The 17,706-nt window shown below is 72.9% G+C and carries 12 protein-coding genes; 1 reads left to right on the forward strand and 11 read right to left on the reverse strand.

Features of this window, described 5'->3' with window-relative positions:
- Window positions 1-128: 128 nt before the first annotated feature.
- On the reverse strand, window positions 129-1,385 hold the full coding sequence (locus ABH925_RS12345; RefSeq protein WP_370147474.1) for an RNA polymerase sigma factor: 1,257 nt from the start codon (window positions 1,383-1,385) through the stop codon (window positions 129-131).
- Window positions 1,382-1,717: a YciI family protein gene (locus ABH925_RS12350; RefSeq protein WP_370147475.1), complete on the reverse strand. Its 336-nt coding sequence runs from the start codon at window positions 1,715-1,717 to the stop codon at window positions 1,382-1,384. Before ABH925_RS12350 ends, ABH925_RS12345 begins: the two co-directional genes overlap by 4 nt.
- A 279-nt stretch (window positions 1,718-1,996) precedes the next feature.
- On the opposite strand from ABH925_RS12350, the gene ABH925_RS12355 reads away from it, so the two are divergent.
- Window positions 1,997-2,698: a metal-dependent hydrolase gene (locus ABH925_RS12355; protein ID WP_370147476.1), complete on the forward strand. Its 702-nt coding sequence runs from the start codon at window positions 1,997-1,999 to the stop codon at window positions 2,696-2,698.
- A 42-nt stretch (window positions 2,699-2,740) separates the two neighbouring features.
- Here ABH925_RS12355 and ABH925_RS12360 read toward each other — a convergent pair whose 3' ends face one another.
- From ABH925_RS12360 to ABH925_RS12400, 9 genes are all read right to left on the reverse strand, one after another.
- A complete protein-coding gene (locus ABH925_RS12360) occupies window positions 2,741-3,583 on the reverse strand; it encodes a phosphate ABC transporter ATP-binding protein (RefSeq protein WP_370147477.1) in 843 nt (280 codons plus the stop codon).
- A 40-nt stretch (window positions 3,584-3,623) separates the two neighbouring features.
- Window positions 3,624-4,451 carry a sortase domain-bontaining protein gene (locus tag ABH925_RS12365; protein WP_370147478.1) on the reverse strand — a complete coding sequence of 276 codons (828 nt, stop codon included), beginning with the start codon at window positions 4,449-4,451 and terminating at the stop codon, window positions 3,624-3,626.
- A 131-nt stretch (window positions 4,452-4,582) separates the two neighbouring features.
- The gene (locus tag ABH925_RS12370) at window positions 4,583-6,865 is read right to left on the reverse strand and encodes a hypothetical protein (RefSeq protein WP_370147479.1); all 2,283 of its coding nucleotides are present in this window, start codon (window positions 6,863-6,865) and stop codon (window positions 4,583-4,585) included.
- A gap of 171 nt (window positions 6,866-7,036) precedes the next feature.
- Window positions 7,037-8,596 (reverse strand): Ig-like domain repeat protein, encoded by a 1,560-nt coding sequence (locus tag ABH925_RS12375; RefSeq protein ID WP_370147480.1) that lies wholly within the window; start codon window positions 8,594-8,596, stop codon window positions 7,037-7,039.
- A 99-nt stretch (window positions 8,597-8,695) separates the two neighbouring features.
- Window positions 8,696-9,688 carry a substrate-binding domain-containing protein gene (locus ABH925_RS12380; RefSeq protein WP_370147481.1) on the reverse strand — a complete coding sequence of 331 codons (993 nt, stop codon included), beginning with the start codon at window positions 9,686-9,688 and terminating at the stop codon, window positions 8,696-8,698.
- 97 nt (window positions 9,689-9,785) lie between these two features.
- Window positions 9,786-12,596 carry a hypothetical protein gene (locus ABH925_RS12385; RefSeq protein ID WP_370147482.1) on the reverse strand — a complete coding sequence of 937 codons (2,811 nt, stop codon included), beginning with the start codon at window positions 12,594-12,596 and terminating at the stop codon, window positions 9,786-9,788.
- Entirely contained in the window at window positions 12,596-15,892 is a 3,297-nt protein-coding gene (gene pstA / locus ABH925_RS12390) for a phosphate ABC transporter permease PstA (RefSeq protein ID WP_370147483.1), read from the reverse strand. The genes ABH925_RS12385 and pstA overlap by 1 nt, the downstream gene beginning before the upstream one ends.
- Window positions 15,889-17,052 carry a phosphate ABC transporter permease subunit PstC gene (gene pstC / locus ABH925_RS12395; RefSeq protein WP_370147484.1) on the reverse strand — a complete coding sequence of 388 codons (1,164 nt, stop codon included), beginning with the start codon at window positions 17,050-17,052 and terminating at the stop codon, window positions 15,889-15,891. Before pstC ends, pstA begins: the two co-directional genes overlap by 4 nt.
- Window positions 17,049-17,465, reverse strand: a complete 417-nt coding sequence (locus tag ABH925_RS12400) for a hypothetical protein (protein WP_370147485.1) — start codon at window positions 17,463-17,465, stop codon at window positions 17,049-17,051. The genes pstC and ABH925_RS12400 overlap by 4 nt, the downstream gene beginning before the upstream one ends.
- Window positions 17,466-17,706: the final 241 nt, after the last annotated feature.

Raw genomic sequence — 17,706 nt, forward strand, 5'->3', positions numbered from 1 at the left:
CGTCTGCGCTTGGCGACGCGTCTGCGCGCTCATGCCCGCATGCACGTGCCTGGGCGCACCTGCGCCCACGCGCACGTGCCTGTATGCCCCGGCACGAGCTTCGCCGCGCGCCCCCGTCACGCCCCGCGCTACAACTCGTCGGCGCGGGCGAGCAGCGCGCGCCGCTCGGACTCGCTGTGCGTACCGGCGGCGGCCTCCCGGAACAGGACGGCCGCGCGGCCGGGGTCGCCGTCCCGGGCGGTGAGGTCGGCCTCCGCGGCGAGGGCCAGCGGGTAGTCGTCGAGGGCGCCGCCGGCCCGGGCCCGGGCGAGCAGCACCAGCCCGGTCGTCGGCCCGTGCGCGTACCCGTGCGCGACGGCGCGGTTCAGCTCGATCACCGGGCTGGGCTGCAGCCGGACCAACTGGTCGTAGCAGTCGGCGATGCGGTGCCAGTCGGTGTCCTCGGTGGACGTCGCGGTGGCATGACAGGCGGCGATCCTCGCCTGGAGCGCGTACGGGCCGACCTGCGTCAGGTCGAACAGCAGGGCCGTGGCTTCGGCGATCGCGGCGTGGTCCCAGCGGGTGCGGTCCTGCCGGTCCAGGGTCAGCAGCTCGCCCTCGGCGTCCCGGCGGGCGTCGCGCCGGGAGTGCTGCAGCAGGAAGAGCGCGAGCAGCGCCGTCACCTCCGCCTCGCCGGGCATCAGCCGGGCCAGCAGACGCGCCAACCGGATCGCCTCCTCGGCGAAGGCGGGTTCCCCGTCGGCGTTGTAGCCGTGGGTGAACAGCACGTAGAGCACGGCCAGGACCCCGGGCAGACGCTCGGTCAGCGCGACGCCGCTCGGCACCCGGTAGGGGATGCCGGCGTCGGTGATCTTCGTCTTGGCCCGGGTCAGCCGCCGGGTCATGGTGGACTCCGTGACCAGGAACGCCCGGGCGATCTCGGCGGTCGGCACCGCGCAGATGGTCCGCAGCGTCAGCGCGACCCGGGCCTCCAGCGGCAGCGCCGGGTGGCAACAGGTGAAGACCAGCCGCAGCCGGTCGTCCACGAGTTCCTCGGCCGGCGGCTGCTCGGTGGCGGCGGTCAGGGCGAGCACCGCCAGGTCCCGGAGCTTGCGCCGCTCCACGGTGGCCCGCCGCAGCACGTCGAAGGCGCGGTTGCGGGCCACCGTCATCAGCCAGCCGCCCGGGTTCGCCGGCACCCCGTCGCCGGGCCAGCGGGCCAGCGCCTGGGCCAGGGCCTCCTGTGCGCAGTCCTCGGCCAGGGTCCAGTCCCCGGTGACCCGGATCAGGGCCGCCACGATGCGCGGGTACGTGTCGGCGGCCGTGGCCGCGGCGACCTGCGCCGCCGCGACCCGTGCCCGGTCGGTCCCCTCCGGACCGGCCCCGGCGTCAGTGGGGTGGGTCACTGCTCGAAGTCTGCCAACGGGCGGATCTCGATGCGTCCGTGGCGGGCCATCGGATGCGTGCGGGCCACCTCGATCGCCTCGTCGAGATCCGCGCACTGCAGCAGGTCGAAGCCCAGGATCACCTCTTTCGTCTCGGCGAACGGCCCGTCGGAGACCAGCGTCCGGCCGTTGCGCACGCGCACCGTGGTCGCCGTCGACGTCGGTGCCAGCGCCATGCCCTGCAGGCGCCGGCCCGAACCGTCGTGCTCGTCCACCCACACGTCGATGTCGGTCGTGGGGGCGGGGTCGGTGTCCGGCTCGGTGTCGCTGCAGACGAACATCATGTACTTCATGGCTGCGTTCTCCCCTGCTTCTGACGGCCACGTTCCGACGGCCGCCGCTCTGACTGGTCACCATGGTGACGATCAGCAGGCCTCCTTCCGGACAGCTGCCGGACAACCGCGCGAGAAATTTTCCCGCGAATCCGTCCGGGGCGAGGCCGGAAGAGCGCCAGAGCGCCGACGCGGTGCGGAGGGTGGAGCCAGTGGTAGCGTCTGTGGCGCTCACCCGAACGGATCAAGGTGCCGTGAGGTCGAGGGCGCCGGGCCGTACGAGGGGGAGGACGACACACCATGATGGGTCATTCGCACGCGGTGAGTGGGGCGCTGCTCTTCGCGGCCACCGCTCCGTACCTGCCACCGCTGGTGATGCACCATCACCTCAGCCCGGCGGAACTGCTGATGGGCACGGTCCTGTGCGCCGGCGCGGCGCTGCTGCCGGACCTGGACCACCACGACGGCACCATCGCCAACTTCCTGGGTCCGGTCTCCAAGCTGCTGTGCCGCTTTGTGGCGTGGATCTCCGGCGGCCACCGGCACGCGACCCACTCGGTCCTCTTCATCGCGCTGATGACGCTGGGGACCTGGGCCGGGGTCAGCCACCTGGGCCGCCCGTTCACCCTCGGCGTGACCTTCTTCCTGCTGGCGCTGGCGGTGCGGGCGCTGAACCTCTGCCCGCCCGGCCACGGATTCTCCGCCTGGGGCACGATCGTGGCCATGGCCCTGCTGGGCACCGGCGTGATCGCCAAGTTCATTCCCTCCGCCCCCGGTTGGCTCCCCTACGCGGTGGGCCTGGGTTGCCTGGCGCACCTGCTCGGGGACTCCATCACCAAGCAGGGCGCGCCGTGGCTGTGGCCGCTGAAGAACCGCTACGAGATCGTCGTGATCAAGAGCAGCGGCAACAAGCTGGAGACGGAGATACTCGTCCCGATCATGGGCGTGGCCACCGTCGCCCTGCTCTGGTTCACCGCGCTCTCGCCCACCACCCCGTTCTGACGCCGCGCCGGTTCCACCGCCGCGCCTGATCAACCCCTGTGCTCAGCCGAAGCGGCCGTTGACGTAGTCGGCGGTGCGCGGGTCCTGGGGTGCGCCGAACATCGCCTCGGTGGGCCCGTACTCGACGATGCCGCCGGGGACGCCCTGTGCGGCGAGGAAGAACGCGCACTGGTCCGAGACCCGGGCCGCCTGCTGCATGTTGTGGGTCACGATGACGATGGTGACGTCCGCGACCAGCTCCCGGATGGTCTCCTCGATCCGCCGGGTCGAGGTGGGGTCCAGTGCGGAGCACGGCTCGTCCATGAGCAGCACTTGGGGCCGGACCGCGAGCGAGCGCGCGATGCAGAGACGCTGCTGCTGGCCGCCGGAGAGCGCTCCGCCGGGCTGCTTCAGCCGGTCCCTGACCTCGATCCACAGCCCGGCCTTGGTCAGGCACTCCTCGACCAGCCGGTCCTTCTCGGTACGGGAGGCGCGGATGCCGGTGAGCTTGAGGCCCGCGGTGACGTTGTCGTAGATGGACATCGCCGGGAAGGGGTTGGGCTTCTGGAACACCATCCCGATCCGCCGCCGGGCGTCGGTCAGCCTGCGGTCCGGGGCGTAGACGTCCGCGCCGTCCAGCAGCACCTCGCCGCCCAGCGACGCGCCCGGGATCAGTTCGTGCATCCGGTTGAGGATCCGCAGGAAGGTGGACTTGCCGCAGCCGGAGGGGCCGATCAGCGAGGTGACCTGACCGGACGGCATGCCGAGGGAGACCCGCTCCAGCACCTTGTGGTCGCCGAACCAGGCCGACACCTCGCGGGCCTCCAGACTGCCCGGGAGGCTCGCCCCGACCGTTCGCTGGACCGGGATCGCGACGGTGGCTGCGCTGCTGTCGATGACGGACATGTGACTACCTCTCACCAGTACTTCGGCACTTCGGTTCGGTTCAGATCAGGTTGGGCAGCAGGCGGACGACCTGGTCGCAGACCGTCAGTCCCAGCGCCAGCAGCACCGGGATTCCCACGATCCAGGTCTGCCAGCGGCCCCAGCGGACCCGGGACAGGGTCAGCAGCACCGAGGCGAGCAGCAACGCCTCGCCCCACAGCACCAACGGCACCCAGGCGGACGGGTCGGTGCCCATCGCGGCCTCGGCCGGGTTGACGGTGTCGCCCAGCGGACGGCCCGGGGCCGGCCGCACCGTGCTGGTCAGGTCGGCGTCCACCAGCAGGGTGCCGGTGGGCATGAACGCGTTGCCGACGCCGGTGACCAGCTCCAGCCGCCCGGCCCCGGACGCCGGGGGCGGCGGCAACGGGTCGCCGGCCCGGCGGACGTCCAGGACCCGGAAGGTCTGCGTGCCCTGGCCGGTGACCACGGTGAAGGTCTCCGACGGCTGCAGCTGGCGGATGTGCGCGAAGGGGCCGCCGAAACCGGCCTGGCGGCCCATCAGCACGGCGGTGCCGGCCTGGCCGGGCATCGGACTGTTCCGCAGGTGCCCAGGACCGGACTCCAGCACGCCCGAGGTGGTGCCCTCACGGACCACCTCGCGCAGGCCCAGCTCCGGGATGGTGAGCAGCGCGACGGGCTGACCGAGGGTCAGCAGGGCGCCGTTGGAGTCGGTCTGCCCGACCGGGACGGTGCCCTTGGCGAGTTCGAGCCGCAGTTCCTTGTAGCCGGTCTCCCGGTCGCGGGCGTGCAGCAGGTCCCCGATCGGGCCGATGTCCATCAGCAGGCCGAAGAGCATCGCGGCGAGGATGCAGAGCGCGGTTCCGTACACACTGGCCAGGTCCGGCCTGCCGATCCCCGTGCGCGACGGCGGCGGTGGCGGGGGAGGCGACGGGATCCGTGGCGCGACGGGGGGCGGCGGCGGGACCGCCCACGGGTTCGGCGGCGGCGGTGCGGTGAGCGTCATCCCTTGGCCGCCTTCGCGCTGGCGGCGGGCGCGGTGACCTTCGCCGTAGTGACGTTCGCCGTAGTGACTTTCTCCGTGCCGGCCTTCGCGGTGGTGGCGCTGTCTGCGGGGGCCTTTGTCGCGCCCGGGGTCTTGCCCCGCACCGCCTTGACCTTCTCGCGCTGGCGGCGCAGGTACGAACCGCCCAGGAGCAGCAGGAGCCCGCCGCCGGCGACCAGTGCCGCCACCGAGTCGGAGGGCATGCCCCCGCCGCCCTGCGCCGAGGCGGCCGGGGCCGCCGTGGGCAGCGCCGGCGAGGGCGCCGGGCGCTGCGGTGCGGGGGTGGCGGCGTTGCCGTGGATCAGCACGGTGGCGGCGGTGCCGCCGGCCTTCCAGGAGCCGTCGGCGGCCACCGTGAGGGTGTCGCTGAAGTCCTTGAAGTGGGCGGGCAGGAACCGGCCCTTGCAGAACACGTCCACCTCGTAGCCGCCGCGCAGGCTGCTGACGCCGTTCTGGTGAGCGATCGCCAGCAGGCTGTTGCTCAGCGGCACCACGTAGCCGCCGTTGGCGGCGAGCGGGAAGATCGACGCGGGCGACAGCCCCACCACGGAGGCCCCGGCGGCGGGGAAGCCCGCGCCCTTGATGTCGGCGGACATGAAGTCGCTGGCGTGCGGGCAGGGTCCGGAGGTGAGCACGTCGATCGGGTCGTCCACATGCCCGTTGACGTAGTCGAACGCGAGCGTCCCCGGCCCGGTCGCGGGCGCGGCGGACGCTCCGCCCGGCGCCGACGGATCCGCGTAGGCGCGCGGAGCGGTGGCGGTCAGTCCGCCGAACGCCACCAGTCCGGCCAGCAGCAGCACGGCCGTCGCAGCCGCGGCCCCGCCGGGGGCGCCCTTCGACCCACCGTCGCCCGCCGCCGCCTCTGCCGCACCGTCCGCGGACCCCTCTCCCGCAGCCGCGCCGCCTACGGCCGGTACGGGTACGGGCACGGGTACTGCCGCTGCGCTGCCCACGGTCGGGACGGGTACGGGGACTGCTGCCGCGCTGACGGTCGCCGAGGCGGGTTCGGGTGTGCGGGGGGCCGGGACGGGTACCGGGACCTGGGTGCCGGTCGGGGCCGGGGCGGCCGTGTCGCTCGGCCAGGCGGCCGGGGCGGTCGGGCCCGCAGGGGTGTGCGGCGGGGGGAAGCCGCCGGGGCCTCCCGGCCTGCCCGCGCCGGGACGGCGGTTGCGCCGGCGCTGGACCCAGACCAGTGCGGCCAGCGCGAGCAGCGGCAGCACGATCGCCAGCAGCGTCCACGGGATGGTCGCGTACTTCACGCTGCTGGTGGCGCTGGGCAGCGCGGGGTCGACGTCCCCGGGCACCGCCTGCGGGTCGATGGTGACCGAGGCGGTGGACCACAGCGTGGGGAAGACACCGGACACCGACACCGAGTAGGTCGCGGTGTTCCCGGGCAGCAGCTCGGTCAGCGCCGCAGGCCCGTCCGCGGTGGCGACGCTGCCGAAGACGTTGCGGACCCGGACCGCCTGCCGCCCGGCGAGCCGGATGTTGCCGGTGTTGCGGACGGTGTAGCTGGTGGTGGTGCTGCCGCTGCCGAAGGGGTTCAGGGTGCCGTGGTAGGCGGTGTGCACGGACTCGACGGTGAGCTCGGGCCGCAGCGCCCCCGCGACCCGGACGTGGATGCGGGCGCCGACCCGCTGGTCGACGGCGACGGCGTTGCCCTTGGCGTCGAGGGTCTGGCGGCGCAGCGCCAGGACGATGCCGCCGGAGTGGTCGCCGGGACCGGCTGTGGCCGGCACGGCCAGGGTGAAGGGGACGATCTGCCGGGAGCGGCCCGGCAGGGTGACGGTCTCAGTGGCCAGGTGCACCCAGGCGCCGACGTCGACGGACGGCTTGTCCGCGGGCAGGACGTCGTAGCCGCTGGTGTCGGTGTTGAAGGCGTCGGCCGCGTACACGCTGAGCTTCAGAGGCTGGTCGCCGTAGTTCCAGACCGCGACGTAGTCCTTGACCTGCGCGCCGGTGGTGGCGGAGTAGGAGTAGGCGTTGCGGCTGTCCGGTCCGCTCGCGGTGGCGGGCTGGATGCCGAAGGTCTGCTGCTGCGTCCCGGCCGGTGCGAGGGCGGGGGCCCCGGACAGGGCGAGGGCTGAGGCGAAGGCCGGAGCGGCAGCCGGCGCGAGGGCCGGGGAAAGGGCCGGTGCCACTGCCGCCGTGGCGCCGGAGGCCGCGCCGAGGCCGAGCAGCAGCGCCGCGCCGAGCGCGGCAAGGCCCCTGAGGGGCCGGATCGGAACGGTGCGTCTCATCGCGGGCTCGTCCTTCGGGGCAGCGGAGCAGTCGGGTGGAACACCTGCGGGGTCCGGTTCCTGCCGCGCGGCCGGCTGCCGCGCGGCGGGCATGGACACCGATCACCGGCTACCGGTGGCCGGGGTGCCGGGGACCGGAGGCGGGCCCCGGTCCCCGGCGGTGACGGATCGTTACATGACGGTCAGCGTCAGCACACCGGTGTAGGAGCCGGCGACCGTGCTGGTCGGCGCGACCAGGGAGAGGTCGGCGCCGATCTGGGCGGTGCCCAGGCCGGTGGCGGTGGCCAGGGTGCGGGAGGACTTGAGGCCCAGCACACCGGTGTCGGTCGGGGACACGGCGTTGGCCGGGGCCACCGTGCCGCCGAGGGCGACCTTGAGGCCGTCGCCCTTGTTCACCAGGTTCGGCGCCCAACCGAGGTTCTGGGCGCTGATGGCGTTGGTGCCGGAGGTGAAGTCGGCGACCTGGCCGCTGAGCGCCCAGCCGGGGGCGCCGGCGCGGGTGTCGGTGACGGTGACGGTCTGGATCGGACCGGCCGCCGCGAACAGGGTGCTGGTGGTGTTCAGGGTCAGCGCGGGCAGGTTCACGTTGGAACCGGCCACGCTGAGCGCCAGGGCACCGGGGGCGACCGTGGTGTGGATGGTCTCGGTGCCGGTCACCGAACCGCCACCGCCGCCACCCGCGGCGGTGACGGTGAAGGGCACCGCGGTCGACGACGAGGCCGCGAAGGCGGTGGAGTCGGTCGGGGTGAACGCGGCGGTGAACGAGTAGTCGCCCTGGGCCAGATTGTTCAGCGTCAGCGAGGCGCTGCCGCCGGACACGGGCTGGGTGCCGACGACGGTGCCGGTGGTGGCGTTGGTGAAGGTCACCGTGCCGGCCGCGGCGGCCGGGGTGACCGTCGAGCTCAGCGTGACGGCGGTGCCGGCCGGGGCCGAACCGCTCGGGGAGACGGCGAGCGAGGTGGTGGTCTTCACCGCGTTGGGCGGGCTGACGGTGTAGCTGGTGACCGTCGAGGCCGAGCTGCCGAACGTCGGGTCGGTGGAGGTGAACGCCGCGCTGAGCTGGTGCGGGCCCTGGGCCAGGGTGGAGGTGGTCAGGGCGGCGACGCCGTTGGCCACGGCGACCGGGCTGCCCACCGGGGTGGTGCCGTCCATGAACTGGACGGTGCCGGCCGCGGTCGGGGAGACCGTGGCGGTGAGGGTGACGGCGTCGCCCAGGGCGGCGGTGGCCGGGGTGATCGCCAGGGTGGTGCTGGTCTGGGTGACACCGGAGGTGTAGTGCGTCGGGTCGGTGAACGTGATGGTGCCGACGAAGGTGTTGAAGGTGGTGGCGCCGATCGCGGCCTTGCAGGTCAGCGTGAAGGTGTACTGACCGGCGAGCGCGGTGATGCCGTTCTGCTGGGCGAACACCCGCATGGTGTTGGTCAGCGGCACGATGTAGCCGCCGGCGGCGTTCTGCGAGTAGATCGAGGTCGGGGAGTTGCCGACCACGTTCGCGCCGGTGGCGGGGAAGCCCGCGCCCGTGACGCTCATGATGAGGTTGGTTCCGCCGGTGCAGGGGCCGGAGGTGGTCATGCTCATCGAGTCGTTGTCGAGACCGGTCGCCGGGGTGGCGGTCAGGGTGCCGGGGGCGTCGGCGTGCGCGGCGGTGACGCCGGTGATCATCACGAAACCTGAGGCCAGCAGCGTTGCGGTGCCGAGCGCGAGGCGCTTCGGCAGGCGGTTCTTTGACACGAGTGGGACTCGCCTTCTGTGACAGGAGTGGGAAGAGCAGGTCGGACCGCGTGACGAGCTGTCAGGGCGTGGGTCGGCCCTGGCGGGTGGACCGGAGGGTCAGCCCGTGGTCTTCGAGGTGTCGCCGCAGTTGGCGTCGATGCCGAAGCCGTAGGTCTTGATCAGCGCCTGCTGCTGGCAGATGCCGGAGTTCGGGCCGACGAAGACGTCGCTGTACGGGCTGGTGGCCACGGTGGTGCTGGGGATCACGTTGTAGACCTCGCGGGTGGCCGCGGAGCTGGTGTTGAGCAGCAGCGACGGGGTGCCGCCGATGCTGCCGAGCACCGCGGTGCCGCGCAGGTCGGCCAGGGTGCCGGCACCCTGGGCGATGTACTGGGCGATGGAGAACGGCGCGATGGAGGTGTCGTCCAGCACCCGGCCGTCGTGCTCCTCGATCGGCTTGCCGTTCTTGGTGTCGCTGATGCAGGGGTACTTGCTGGCCACCACGTCGGCCTCGGTGATGCCGACCGTGGTCTCCCAGAAGGCGCGGGTGCCCGAGCCGGCCTGGGGGAGCAGCGGGTGGATGGTGTAGTTGGGCGCGGTGCCCACGTAGCCCGGGTCACAGGTGTAGATGGCGTGCAGGTCGGCGATGGACAGCGTGCGCGGAACGACGCTGTTCGGGGTGACCGCGAAGGTCACGGCGTCGACCGCGAACGGGACGTAGGTCAGGCCGGGGGTGGCCGCGGCCAGGTTCAGGCTGGAGGAGCGGGAGAAGGTGACGCAGCCGTTGGCCGCGCCCAGCGAGTTGAGCAGCGCGGTGCGGCCGGCACCGGAGCCGTTCGGACGGGCCACGGCGGCACAGGCGGGGGAGGTGGTGGTGGCGATGGTGGTCGAGCCGACCGCGTCCCAGGAGGAGATGACCTTCTGGCCGTTCACCAGGACCGCGTTCGACATCGCGTTCATGACGCCCTGGGTGGTGTCCGAACCCACGCCGATCAGCGGGCGGGTGTTCCCGGCCGGGTTCCCGATCGGGTCGGCGGAGGCCGTGCCCGCACCGAACGCGAGCAGTCCGACACCGGCAACGCCCGCGAGGACCTTGAGCTTGGTGTTCATAGGGTGGTGTGTCCCTTTCGACTGTGGAGCTGATCACGGCCGGAGGGTTCCGGACGGGGTAAGGAGAGGTCTGTGGTGACCGGGCGGTGAGGCCGGGTCAGGCGGGGGGACGGCGCCGCAGCAGCGGTGGCAGCACCGTCCCCAGCAGCGCGGCCAGCGCACCGGCCCCGAGCAGCACGGCCAGCAGCCAGTGCGCCACTCCGACCGGCGTCGCCGCGGTCCGCGCGACGTCCACCGGGGCGGGGGACTCGGGGTTGACCGTGACCACCTGGTGGGCGGGCGAGGCCGCCGCTCCGGCGCCCGAGCCGCTGCCCGGTCCGGAGCCGGAGCCGGAGCCGGCGCCCGAGCCGGAGCTGGTGCCCGTGCCGCCGGCCGTTCCGCCGCTGTGGGTGGTCGTGCTGCCGCTGCCGCCGGTGTGTCCCGGCCTGGGCGTGGCCGAGGGCAGGTACGAGCCGCTGACCATGGCCTTCGCCGCACTCAGCGCCTCGGTGCGCAGGTTCTGCGGCAGCGGGACGTAGCCGGGGCTGAGCATCCCGTTGTCGTAGCCGACCACCTGGCCGGCGCCCATCGCGTAGCCGATCATCGACGCGTACGAGGTGGCCTCGATGCGCGGCAGCTGCGCCGGGGCGGTGGCGGCGTAGGTCAGCATCGTCAGCGGGTAGACGCCGTCGCCCTTGGCGGTCGGCTGCAGGGTCCGCACGGTGGTGCCGGGGAACGTGGTCATGGCGGCCTCGCCGGCCAGCAGCGAGGCGGTGGTCGGGGCCACGAACCGGCCCGAGCCGTTGTACAGGCTCGCGGTGTTCAGCCCGTAGCGGGCGGCCGTGGCGGTGTCGGTCACGGTGAGGATGCCGCGCAGCCCCTGCGCCTGGGCCGCGCCCTTGGTCAGCTGCGGCGGGGTCGCGGTCGGGTCCCACACCGTGCGCGCCAGGGTGTCGCCCCGGGAGGCGGAGCGGGCCGCGTCGTGCATGTCGTTGGCGTAGGGATGGGCGTCCAGGGTGCACAGCTGCGGCACGTTGCCGTGCAGGTCGGTGGGGAGGAACTTGCAGTACGGGTCGCTCTTCGGGAAGTCGTCGCGGGGCAGGGTCATCACGCCCGGGGTGGTGTAGTACGCGTTGACCTGCGCCGCGTCCTTCTGCCCGTTGAGGAAGGCACGGGCGTCCGGGTCGGCCTCGACCCAGGCCCACAGGTGCCGGGCCGCGTCCGACTGGCCGAGCGGGACGATCATGTCCGGGATCCGGGAGGGGAAGGACAGGCCGGCGAAGTCCGGGTTCAGCGCCAGGAAGTCCGGGTCCGAGGTGAGGTCGAGCGGGTTGTCGGCGATGTGGTCGTCGACCTTCTGGACGCTCGGGTTGTTCGGGTTCGTGGGGTCGTTGGGATCGTTGTAGTCCCGGTAGTCGACCGCGTAGCGGTAGGTCTGGGTCAGCAGTTTGGCCACCAGGCGCGGGGTCAGGTTCAGCGTGGTGATCCGCTGCCCATCCCTGCTGCGCTTGTCCGGCGGCGTCAGGGAGTTGGACTGGCTCTCGATGTCGAAGCCGATGGTCACCCCGGACAGCGCCAGCGGCGCGTAGACGGGGGTGCGCCCGGGGGCCACGGCGCTCGGCGGCTGCGGGTCCGAGACGAAGACCAGGCCGGGGTCGGTGCCGGTGTTCATCTTCTCGCGGGCCAGGTTGTCGTCGATCTTCGTGTACCTGAAGTTGGTGGTGGTCTGCCGGCACATCACCGGAGACCAGCGGAGCATGGCCTCCTCGGCCATCTCGGTGCCGTAGGTGTGCAGGTCGGTGTCACCGATCGGGCAGTTCACGCCCTGCGGGCTGTAGTGCAGCGGCACCACCAGGCGGCTCGCCCAGTTGCTCGCGGACAGCGGGGAGGACTGCAGCATCCCGGAGTTGGCGGTGGGGACGGTGCCGTCCACCTCCTTGTTGCCGCGCGGCACGATCACCAGCCAGCACTGGCGCCCCTCCTTCGGCACGCCCTTGACCGAGTCGGGGACGGCGCCGCAGCCCAGGCCCTGGGCCTCCTCGGCGGTCTCGGTCTCGAAGAAGACCTGCCCGGTCCCGTCGGCCCTGGTCGGCGCGAAGGGGACCTCGTTGGTGGAGCTGGCGTCGAAGGACTTGCTGCTGGAACCGGTGTCGACGGTCCCGCGCACGCTGTCGAACGGGACGTAGACGTTGACGCCGGGCTTGGTCGCCGGGGCGGGGTCCTTGGTGTCCACCAGCGAGCCGTAGTTGAGCTGCCGGCTGCCGATGTAGGCGCCGCCGCGCGAGTCGCCGACGGACGCGCCGTACTGGCACTGGGTCCGGTCGGGTCCGGTCGGGGCGTCGCCCCAGCACTCCATCAGCTCCATGAAGTTCTGGCCGAAGGTGCTGGGGTTCGGGGTGGTCGGCGTGCCGCCGGTCCAGGTCACCGGGACCACCTGGTCGACCAGGTTGGTGGTCTGGGCGACCGTCACGGTCAGGTTGGGGAAGGCGGGCCCGCCGTGGACGGTGACCGCGGAGCCCGCGGCGGCGTCGGAGACCAGCATCGGGTGGCCGGGCAGGGCGGCCATCGCCGCAGGCGTCCTGATGCCGGAGCCGCTCCCGCTGCCCGACGGGCCGGACGCCGAACCGGCGGTCCCCGAACCGCCGCTGCCGGCCGGGCCGGTGGGGTCGATCCCGACCGGGCCGGTGAGCGGGTCCACCGCGATGGACGGGGTGGCGCTCGGCCCGGTGGCCGAGGCGCTCAGCGGGGCCTGGTGGTCGCCGGAGAGCAGCACCCCGGCGGTCGCGGCGAGCAGCACGCCCGCGGCCAGCGCGGTGCGCAGCGCCCGGGACGTGGCCCGGCTGCGGCCCGTCCGGAGCGGTAGTACCGGCGTGGAGGGCTCTGGCGTGGAGCCTTCCGGTGTAGCGGGGGGCGGGGTTCTGCGGAACATCAGCTGAGCTCCTTCCGGCGGGCGGCGCGGCGGGCGACGATCGGCGGAACGAACACGACCGAGGCCAGCAGCAGGCAGGCCAGCGCCATCAGCGTGTCCTGCAGACCGCTGCCGGCGGTGGCCGAGATCGCGACCGGGTCCGCGTTCACCGGGGTCCCGTTGGAGCCGCCGGTGCTGCTGCCCCCGCCCCCGGTCAGACCCGGGTCACCGCCGCCGGCCCCGCCCGCACCCGAACCGGTACCGGAGCCGGTTCCCGCGGTGGTGCCGGTGCCGGTGCCGGGGGAACCGGTCGCGCCCGTCGTGCCGGTACCGATCCCGATCGGGGTGCCGTTGGCGGTCGAGCCGTTCACCTGGGTCGGGGTCTTCGAGGCGCCGCCGGTGCCGGTGGTGCAGATCGCCGGAGCGCCCTTCGCGTCACAGGCCGGCGGGTAGGGGGCGTTCTTGGCCAGCAGGTTGGTGCCGTCGGGGGAGAACGTCGGGTTCTGGCAGCCGGAGAGCTGGATGTTCTGCTGCTGGACCCCCGGAATCCGGGCGACCACCGCCAGCGCCGACTTCACCAGGTTCTCCGGCAGCGGCGAGTAGCCCAGGTCGGGCGCCTCCGACTGGCCCTTGCAGAGGAAGTAGTAGGCGAAGGCGCCGAGCGTCCGGCCCTTGTCCGTGGTGAAGTGCGAGGCCGCCGGGATCGAGTCGACCGGGACGATCATGTAGCTGTAACTCGACAGCGGGTAGGCCCGCTTGTCGGTGTCGTCGTAGACGTTGCCGAGCTGCTGGGTCAGGTTGTGCGGGTCGATGGAGGCCTGGGTCAGCGCGACCGCCACGTTGTCGGCGGTCGGCTCGACGTAGTAGCCGCCCTTGTTGAGCATCTTGGCCACCGGGTAGCCGGTGATCCGGGCGTAGGAGTACTCGACGTAGGTGATCGAGCCCTCGTTGTTGTTCTGCGACACGAAGCCGGAGACCCCGGTGGAGCCGCTGAGCGAGATGAAGCCGCTGCTCGGAACGGTCGGGTAGAAGGAGGTGATCCCGCACGGCGCCGTCCGCCCGGCCTTCACGCAGTAGGCGTCCCAGGGCGCCTGGTAGCGCTCGCTCATCCAGGTGGTCAGCTGCGCCGTGGTGCCGGAGCCGTCGGAGCGGACCACCGGCACGATCTTCTCGTTGGGGAGGGTGAGCCCCGGGTTGTCGGCGGCGATCGCCGGGTCGCTCCAGCGGGTGATGGTGTCGGTGAAGATCCCCACGATGGTGGGCCCGGAGAGCCGCAGGTTGGTCACCATATGGCCGTTGATCTTGAGGTTGTACATGAACGAGGTGCCGCCGGCCACGATCGGCATGTAGGCGAAGGGGTCCGACGGCGGGGCCTCGGTGACGCCCTGGTCGGTGATGTTGTAGGGGATCTCGGAGACCGCGAAGTCCACCGCCCGGTTCTTGAACTTCTGCCGGCCGTCGGAGGAGCCGGTGGCCGCGAAGTTGACCTTCATCCCGTTGGCCAGCACGTCACTGGTCCAGGCGTCCATGGCGTTGCTGCTCCAGGTGGAGCCCGCGCCGGAGATGGGCACGTAGTCGGCGGCGGCGGCCCGGGGCGTGCCGCCGAACAGCACGCCGGCGGACACCATGAGCAGCGCCGCGGCGGGGGCGACCCCGCGGTGGAGGAGGGAGGTGAGGCTGCGGCGGCGCACCGTGGTGTCCTTCTGGTCGGAGCGGGGAGCGGGAGCGGGCGGGTCGTCCGGTGGCGGCGACCCCGGTGGCGGCGGTACGGGCGGCACGGGCGGCACGGCTGCCTGCGACGGGGATCCGGGCGGCGGGAACCCGGGCGGCGGTGGGAACCAGGGGGCCGGGGGCCCGGGCGGCAGGGCCCCCTGCGGCGGGGGCCCGGGCGGGGGGAACCCGGGGGGCGGGGAGCCTGGCGGCATACCGCCCGGTGGTACCGAGCCCGGCGGCGCGAAGCCCGGCGGTGTCGAGCCCGGTTGGGGCGGGAACCCGGGCGGCGGGAATCCCGGCGGTGCGGAGCCGGGCGGCGGCGGGTTCTCGGCCGCCCAGCGCTGCAGGATGCGCATCGCGATCGTCAGGGACTCCCGTGCTCTGCGCCGCTGCTGACGGCGGCTCAGCTGGCCCGGCGCCTTGCCGCCGAGCACCCGGGCGACGGCGAACAGCAGCACCACCACCGCCACCAGCACCGCCGCCGCGCCGAAGCCGCGCGAGATCTGCCACTGCGAGGGCAGCCTGACCAGCGTGAACACCAGCAGCGGCAGGGAGGTCTGCGGGCCGTGGAACAGGTCCGCGTTCATCGCCTTGTTGTATCCGGCCGTGAGCAGCACCGGTGAGGTCTCGCCGATGCCCCGGGCGGTGCCGAGGATCACCGCGGTCGCCAGCCCGGACTTCGCGGTGGGCAGGACCACCGTCCAGATGGTCCGCAGCCGGCTCGAACCGAGCGCGTAGGAGGCCTCCTTGAGCGAGGCCGGGACCAGCCGCAGCACCACGTCCGCGGCCCTGATGGTGATCGGCAGCATCATCACCGAGAGGGCGCACGCGGCCGCGATGCCGCTCTGCTGCTCGCCGAGCACCAGGATGACGGCGTAGACGAACAGTCCGGCGACGATCGAGGGCAGCGCGGTCATCGCCTCGACGATGGTGCGGACGAAGCGTGCGAAGGCGCCCGGCACCTCGGTCAGGAACACCGCGCAGCTCACCCCGAGCGGCACGGTGATGACCAGCGCGGCGGAGATCTGCTCCAGGGTGCCGACCAGGGCGTGCAGCACTCCGCCGACGGTCAGCGGGGTGAGCGCGCTGGCATGGCCCATGTCCTGGGTGTAGAAGTTGCCGTGCGGCAGTGCGCTCCAGCCCCTGAACAGGGTGTAGCCGATCACGATGATCAGCGCGGCGAGCACCAGTGCGGCCAGGCTGTGGATCACGGAGGAGGCCAGCCGGTCGCGGACCGCGAGCTTGTTCTCGTCCTGAGCCACCAGCACGCCGTAGAACACCAGGTTGAGCACCCACCAGGTGACCACGAAGCCGAGCGCGCCGCTCAGCGGGGTGAAGTAGAAGAACAGCAGGCTGGTCAGCCCCAGCGAGCCGGCCGCCGCGCCGGTCACGGCGTAGCGGTCGCTGGCCCGGTTGGCCTCGATCCGCCGCCGGCTCTGCGGCGGACCCGCGGGTGCGGCCTGGGTGCGGGAGGGCAGCACCGTGCGCGCGGCGGGAACGGGCGTGGCCTGGGCGGCCCCGGCCGCCGGTGCCGGGCCGGGCGGCGTCGCGGGTGCGGCCGGGGCCGGTTCGGCGGACGCCCCGACGGGCGTGGAGGTGCTCATGTGCTGGCTCCGGAGCGGCTGCGGGCGACGACGGTCGAGGCGAGGAAGTTCACGGCCAGGGTCAGCAGGAAGAGCGCGAGTCCGGCGGCCATCAGGGCGGAGAGACCGAAGGGCGAGCTGTCCCCGTAGTGCAGGGCGATCAGCGCGGACACGGTGCTGGCGCCGCTCTGCAGCAGGTGCGGCTGGACCGCGAACACCATGGAGATGATCATGTAAACGGTGATCGTCTCGCCGAGCGCCCGGCCCAGGCCGAGCATGGTCCCGCCGATGATGCCGCCGCGCCCGTACGGGAGCACCACGCTGCGGATCACGCCCCAGCGGGTCGAGCCGAGCGCGTACGCGCCCTCCCGCTCGCCGGCCGGGGCCTGGCCGAAGACCTCCCGCATCACCGAGCACATGATCGGCGTGATCATGAACGCGACCACGGTCCCGGCGATGAAGGTGGACGAGGTGTAGGTGGCGACCGGTGCCAGCGGGTCGCTCGACGACACCCCGTCGACCTTGAACAGCGGGATCCAGCCGAAGTAGGTGGAGATCCACCGGGCCAGCCCGGTCATGTACTGCTCCAGGAAGAAGAACCCCCACAGCCCGTACACCACGCTGGGCACCGCGGCCATCAGGTCGACCAGGCTGATCAGGGTCTGCCTGGCCCGCTGCGGCGCGTACTCGGAGATGTAGAGCGCCATCCCCAGCGCCATCGGCAGCGCGAGGCTGACCGCGACCACGCCGATCAGCACGGTGCCGGTGAGCACCGCCTCGATGCCGAAGTGGCCCCGACCGGAGTCGGGCTCCCAGGTGGGGGTGGTCAGGAAGGCGAAGCCGCCGACCCGCATCGCGTTGATCCCCTGGTAGGCCAGGAAGCTGCCGACCGCGAGCATCAGCGCCAGCACCGTCGCCCCGCTGCCCCGGGCGCCCAGCAGGAACAGACGGTCCGCCAGGCCGGGGTTGGCCCGGAGCCTGCGGGCCCGGTCGGCGGGCGGGGGCGTGTCCTGGACCGGCCCGGGGACGGCCGGCGGTTCGGGCAGGGCAGCCGCACCGGGCGCGGTCCCGGCCGACGTCGCGGCGGCGGTCTGCGCCATGGTCTCCAGAGTCGTCTCCGGGGTAGTCGTCTCCGGGTCGGTCTCGTGGGGCGCGTCCGGCGCGCCGGTGGGAGTGCTCACTGGGCGGCCAGCTCGACCCGGTTCCGCAGCGTCGTGCGGACCAGGTGCGGCAGCACCTTCGTGGTGTCGGTGTTCAGCACGGCGGCGCGGAACAGTGCCAGGTTGTAGAGGCACTCACGCTGGCGCCGGTAGGCCCGCGCGGAGAGGGCCAGCGGGACCTCGTCCACCTCCAGCCGCCAGACCCACAGGGTGGCCGGCTGGGCACGCATGATCAGCGGGTTCGCCCGCTCGATGTTCTCGCAGAGGAAGGTCACCGCCTGGCGGCAGGACTCCTGGTCGGGGAAGTCGGTGAGGCAGCGCCCCAGTTCACGGTTGTTGGCCCCGAGCAGGCGCCACACCGTACGGGGGGCGCCCGCGCCATCCGTCCCGCCCCGGGCCGGTCTTGTGACGATGAGGAATCTCGTCTGCCCCATGCCGCGCTCCCTTGTCCCCGCCCGACGCCACTGGCCGAGAGAGACGGTCCGGTCTCCAGACGGACTGGCAGACACGGCGACACGAAGGCCGGACATGGGGAAGGTGAACGCCGGGCATTGAGCATGTCGGGGAGTTGTGCGCACGACGCCCGTAGAGCGGGCGGTACTTTGCCGGAACCTTGCCCGGCCGGCATCTCCCGCGCAGGTCGCCGAGCGGGTGTACGCCCCGACGGGGTGGACA

The organism is Streptacidiphilus sp. EB129 (assembly GCF_041262645.1).
Lineage (GTDB): Bacteria > Actinomycetota > Actinomycetes > Streptomycetales > Streptomycetaceae > Streptacidiphilus.

What these genes read in the sequence shown, in the direction of transcription:
- ABH925_RS12370 (WP_370147479.1), bottom strand. Translation starts at nt 6,865, where the DNA reads ATGAGACGCACCGTTCCGATCCGGCCCCTCAGGGGCCTTGCCGCGCTC.
- ABH925_RS12360 (WP_370147477.1), bottom strand. Translation starts at nt 3,583, where the DNA reads ATGTCCGTCATCGACAGCAGCGCAGCCACCGTCGCGATCCCGGTCCAG.
- ABH925_RS12350 (WP_370147475.1), bottom strand. Translation starts at nt 1,717, where the DNA reads ATGAAGTACATGATGTTCGTCTGCAGCGACACCGAGCCGGACACCGAC.
- ABH925_RS12355 (WP_370147476.1), top strand. Translation starts at nt 1,997, where the DNA reads ATGATGGGTCATTCGCACGCGGTGAGTGGGGCGCTGCTCTTCGCGGCC.
- ABH925_RS12400 (WP_370147485.1), bottom strand. Translation starts at nt 17,465, where the DNA reads ATGGGGCAGACGAGATTCCTCATCGTCACAAGACCGGCCCGGGGCGGG.
- ABH925_RS12385 (WP_370147482.1), bottom strand. Translation starts at nt 12,596, where the DNA reads ATGTTCCGCAGAACCCCGCCCCCCGCTACACCGGAAGGCTCCACGCCA.
- pstA (WP_370147483.1), bottom strand. Translation starts at nt 15,892, where the DNA reads ATGAGCACCTCCACGCCCGTCGGGGCGTCCGCCGAACCGGCCCCGGCC.
- ABH925_RS12380 (WP_370147481.1), bottom strand. Translation starts at nt 9,688, where the DNA reads ATGAACACCAAGCTCAAGGTCCTCGCGGGCGTTGCCGGTGTCGGACTG.